Raw genomic sequence first — 4,345 nt, 5'->3', positions numbered from 1 at the left:
TTAATAGCCATAGATAAAAAACAAAATAAAATTTATAAAACAAGCTGCTGTTACAGGTAAGTTAGGCTATAACATAAAATAACCAATAATAAAAGTGTATGGTATCTAAAGCAACCAAATTAGAGAAATTTGTATGTTTATTCTTTATACTACTGTTTTTAAGGATAACTGTAACAGCTCAGTTTCGTGGAACGGACTATGAGGTAGCAGCAAAAGATGCAGCGTGGTGTTGGTTTTCGGACCCACGGGCGGTTTATCATAAGGGAAAAAGCGAAAAAATCTATTACGGCTATATTAATAGTAAAGGCGATGTCGTCATCAGTTCAAGAGATCTGAAAACAAAGTATATGGAGACATTCGTTCTTCATAAAGAATTGCAGATAGATGATCATAATGTGCCGTCGCTAATGTTTTTACCAGATGGCCGTCTCCTCGCTTTCTATACGGAACATAACGGTCGCTTTTTTATGCGAAAAAGTAAGAATCCAGAGGATATAAGCTCATGGGAAACCGAGCGGGTTATTCCGTTTGGAGGCAACCGGATTACCTATTCTCATCCGGTAATGTTAAAGGGCGAGAAAAATCGCATTTATATGTTTTGGAGAGGGAGCGATTGGCGCCCATCTTTTGCTTTTAGCGACGATTTAGGAGAAACCTGGAGCGAAACTAAAGCGTTAATAGAAAGTAAAGGGAAGAAAAACAGACCTTATCTGAAAGTGAGCTCAGATAATAAAAACAGAATAGATTTTACTTTTACAGATGGTCATCCTTCTATTGAACCTACGAATTCAGTATATCATATTTACTATGAAAAAGGCGCATTTTACCAGACAAATGGAGAACGTATAGCGTCTCTAAAGCAGTTGCCTCTGGAACATAGTCATGTAAATAAAGTGTACGATGGCACTACCGGTAATGTGAGAGGGTGGATATCTGATATATCATTGAACAGAAAAAAGCAACCTGTTATAGTTTACACGCGTTATCCGGAAGATACAGACCATCGTTATTATTATGCCAGATGGGACGGAAAAAAATGGCAGCATGAAGAAATATGTAAAGCGGGTGGTTGGATGCCGATTGTAAAACCTGGTGAAAAAATAAGAGAACCCCATTACTCAGGTGGCATTTCTTTAGATCATAATAATCCTTTGAATGTATATCTCTCGAGAGAAATTAATGGAATATTCGAGATCGAACATTGGCAGAAACTAAAAAATAGGTGGGCTGTAGGGAAAGTTACATCACAATCCAAATTAAGTAATATGCGGCCCTACGTAGTGCATGGTTATTCAGGTAGGAATCCCGTTGTTTTATGGATGTCGGGTTTATATAATCATTATACACGTTTTGATACCAATTTACTGATAAACGAAATAAAGCATAAATGATTTATTGAATGCCAGAATGGAAAATATGAAAGATATACCAGAGAATAAAACATTAGAGGCAAATCGATATGATAGGCGTAAAATGCTATCTGTATTAGGTATTACAGGGTTGTCTGCTATATCAGCAAATGCTATTGCAAACCAGGAGGGAAAGAAGAAAGCAGGGAAAAGGACATCTTTTCTTTTTTATAATAATGTTTCAGAAATGAAACAGGATAATTCATTAAAAGAAGGTGATTGGGTACAAACCAGTGGCTTTTATGAAGCGGGTGACGGAGGTAATGCAGAGTATCAGATAATTAAAACATCGGAAAAGCCAGATGAAGGGGCATTTATAGGAATAAATAACGGATTGATAGCCGAACTTGCAAATGTCGCCCGGATAAATTATAAAATGTTTGGTGCAAAGTCTGATGGGAAAAGTGATGATGGGATACAAATACGGAATGCGCATAATTATGCCAATAGAAAAAATATACCTGTAGAAAATTTGTATGGTAACTTTTGGATAGAAAAAAGCAATAATATATCCATACAAACAGATGTAAATTGGGGGAAATCAGCTTTTTATATCAATGAAAAATATAACACCAACATATCCAGATTCAGAATATCTGGTAGACAGACCGGCATAAAAATCAATTTGACGGACAATGAAAAGCAGTCTTTTCTAGAACAACTTAAATCGGGTGCGAAAAATATCTCTGAATTATCAGCTTATGCTAATTGCCTGGTTATTATTATAGACAGCAAAAGTAAAGCAGGGGCAAGGCAGGGAGGTAATGCCCACGAGGGGAAGGCACAACAAGAATTCTTTTATGTTGAAGAATACGGAAGGATTATTGGTGACATATTTTTAGAATTTTCTGATTATACATCGTTAACTGCTTATCCAACAGAAGAATCTTATCTGACAATAGAAGGCGGAACGTTTTTCTTGTCCGGAGATGGAACCGGAGAGCAAAATGGAAGTTACATGGCGAACGGAATACAAATTCAGAGGAGCAGAACAATTATAAAAAATCAGTGGGTAGGTTTAGAAAAAGGGAAAAAAGATACTGCTCTTAGGCCAAGATCAGGATTCTATAATCTGTCAAGAGTATATGATGTTCAATTGGAAAACATCAGATTAATTCCATGGGAAAAAACTAGAGGAAGTAAAGAAACTAATGTGCCGCAAGGAACTTACGGAATTTCGGGTAGTGTGATGATGAATGTTTTATTTCGTAACATCACTGCCGAAGGCGACAATATACATTGGGGCATATTTGGAACAAATTATGTGAAAAACCTTACAGTAGAAAGATGTTTCTTAAATAGATTTGATGTACACTCTTTTGGCTGGAATATAACAATTACAGATTCTGAAATAGGGCAAAAAGGTTTAACAGTAACCGGAGGTGGAGAATTACGTGTAGAAAATACAGCTTGTTATAATAATACATTCATTTCTTTCAGAAATGATTATGGCGCCAGATGGGACGGTAACATATTGCTAAGAAATTGCAGACTTTATCCATTTAAAGCAGGAGTCTCTGCTATTCTGCAATATGGGGCCAAAGATCTTGATTATAAATATGCCATTGGGTACGGAAATAAAATTAAGATAGAAGATTTTGTAATTGATTACAAAAGTAATTCCGAATCGACTTCCATTTGCTGGATCATGAATGCAGTTTCTGTTTCTTCTTATGCAAAAAGTGGGAAATTATTTTTTCCTTCAGAAATTGAAGTGAAAAATGTAACAGTTAAAGGGCGAACAAAAGGGGTAAGGCTAATGAATATATCCAAACCCAATACCTATCTGTTACAGAAAGATTTCTTGTATAATTCTTTTGACCTGAACAGTAACGCCAGATTAATTTTTGAAAATATTCATCTGGAAAAATCAAATCTAGGTAGCGTACACTTTTCATTGGCTAAACAACCAGATGTCCTGGACAATAATGCACTGGTTCCCTTTATAAGATTTAAGGACTGTGAAAATTTAGTATGTGATTTAGGGGCCAATCCTGCGGTAATTGAATTTGACAACTGCGTGATAAGCCATGTGAATTTGTCTCCCGATGATAAGTATAGAGGTTCTGTGCTTTTTCAAAATTGTAAGTTTAGAGCCTATTCAGACAAGATCTCTATCTCGCCGGGCTCTATATTAGGTACAAGCTTTGTCAATTGCATTGTAATGCTACCGGAACAATTGGATTCATCGGTAACAGCCCCATTATCCGTTTATAAATTTATCGAAATCAATAAATTCGTTAAATACAACCATATAAATACCAGATTAGGCCAAGATGTATTAAGCTGGTGTAAAAACAGAAAAATAACGCTATCTCCTGAATTTATAAATAAACTTAAATCTCATCATGAATTAGAAGATTAGCTTGTTGTACGAGCGAATTAGTTATTGGTATTATATTATTCCAGGAATTGGTGTTAAGTAATTGAAATATATGAAGTTATGTGGTTTTTATAGCGAAGAGGCAGAGACCGAACTACATTATAAACCAGATTAAAATCGCATAAAAAATAATATATTTTTCGGTATTGCTGCTTAAAAATTTAATATATAAGTGTACGTACACTTAAGTGATTTAACCAAATATTAACTCTTAAAATTAAAATTATGAAGAAAAAATTGTTGACGGTAGCTGTAGCATTCAGTTTATCTGTACTCGCTATGGAAGGATATGCACAAACGAGCAAACCCATTATGTATTACTCTACAGAAATAATGGATGAAATTAATGCAACCGAAGCACAAAGAACCGCTGTTAAAGAATTAGTGGCAAAATACCAGCCCCTTTTTAATAAGGTGAAGTCAAATAGTTCTTTAACTGCCGAAGAAGCCAAGGCAGAAACAAGAAGAATTACCGGTGAAAGAGCAAAAGAATATTGGCAAATTCTGACACCAGAGCAGACTAAATACCTTAAAGATAAGGCTAAAACAAATA

The 4,345-nt window shown here is 35.3% G+C and carries 3 protein-coding genes; all 3 read left to right on the top strand.

What is annotated here, in order from left to right; all coding sequences use genetic code 11:
* Positions 1 to 98 precede the first annotated feature (98 nt).
* Entirely contained in the window at positions 99 to 1,391 is a 1,293-nt protein-coding gene (locus ABWO41_RS15945) for a BNR-4 repeat-containing protein (protein WP_353140171.1), read from the top strand.
* A gap of 25 nt (positions 1,392 to 1,416) precedes the next feature.
* Positions 1,417 to 3,774 carry a hypothetical protein gene (locus ABWO41_RS15940; protein ID WP_353140169.1) on the top strand — a complete coding sequence of 786 codons (2,358 nt, stop codon included), beginning with the start codon at positions 1,417 to 1,419 and terminating at the stop codon, positions 3,772 to 3,774.
* A 243-nt stretch (positions 3,775 to 4,017) separates the two neighbouring features.
* Positions 4,018 to 4,345: hypothetical protein (locus ABWO41_RS15935; RefSeq protein WP_353140167.1), on the top strand; the 328-nt coding region annotated here is incomplete at its 3' end.

Origin of the sequence: Pseudopedobacter sp., from assembly GCF_040392825.1 — a bacterium.
In the GTDB taxonomy this organism is placed as follows: Bacteria; Bacteroidota; Bacteroidia; order Sphingobacteriales; family Sphingobacteriaceae; genus Pseudopedobacter.
The sequence above is the reverse complement of the archived record's forward strand: the minus strand, read 5'-3'. Positions and strand labels throughout refer to the sequence as shown.

Bases quoted from the DNA above. Each gene is read 5' to 3' on its own strand.
- ABWO41_RS15945 (WP_353140171.1), top strand. From the start codon at position 99: ATGGTATCTAAAGCAACCAAATTAGAGAAATTTGTATGTTTATTCTTT.
- ABWO41_RS15940 (WP_353140169.1), top strand. From the start codon at position 1,417: ATGAAAGATATACCAGAGAATAAAACATTAGAGGCAAATCGATATGAT.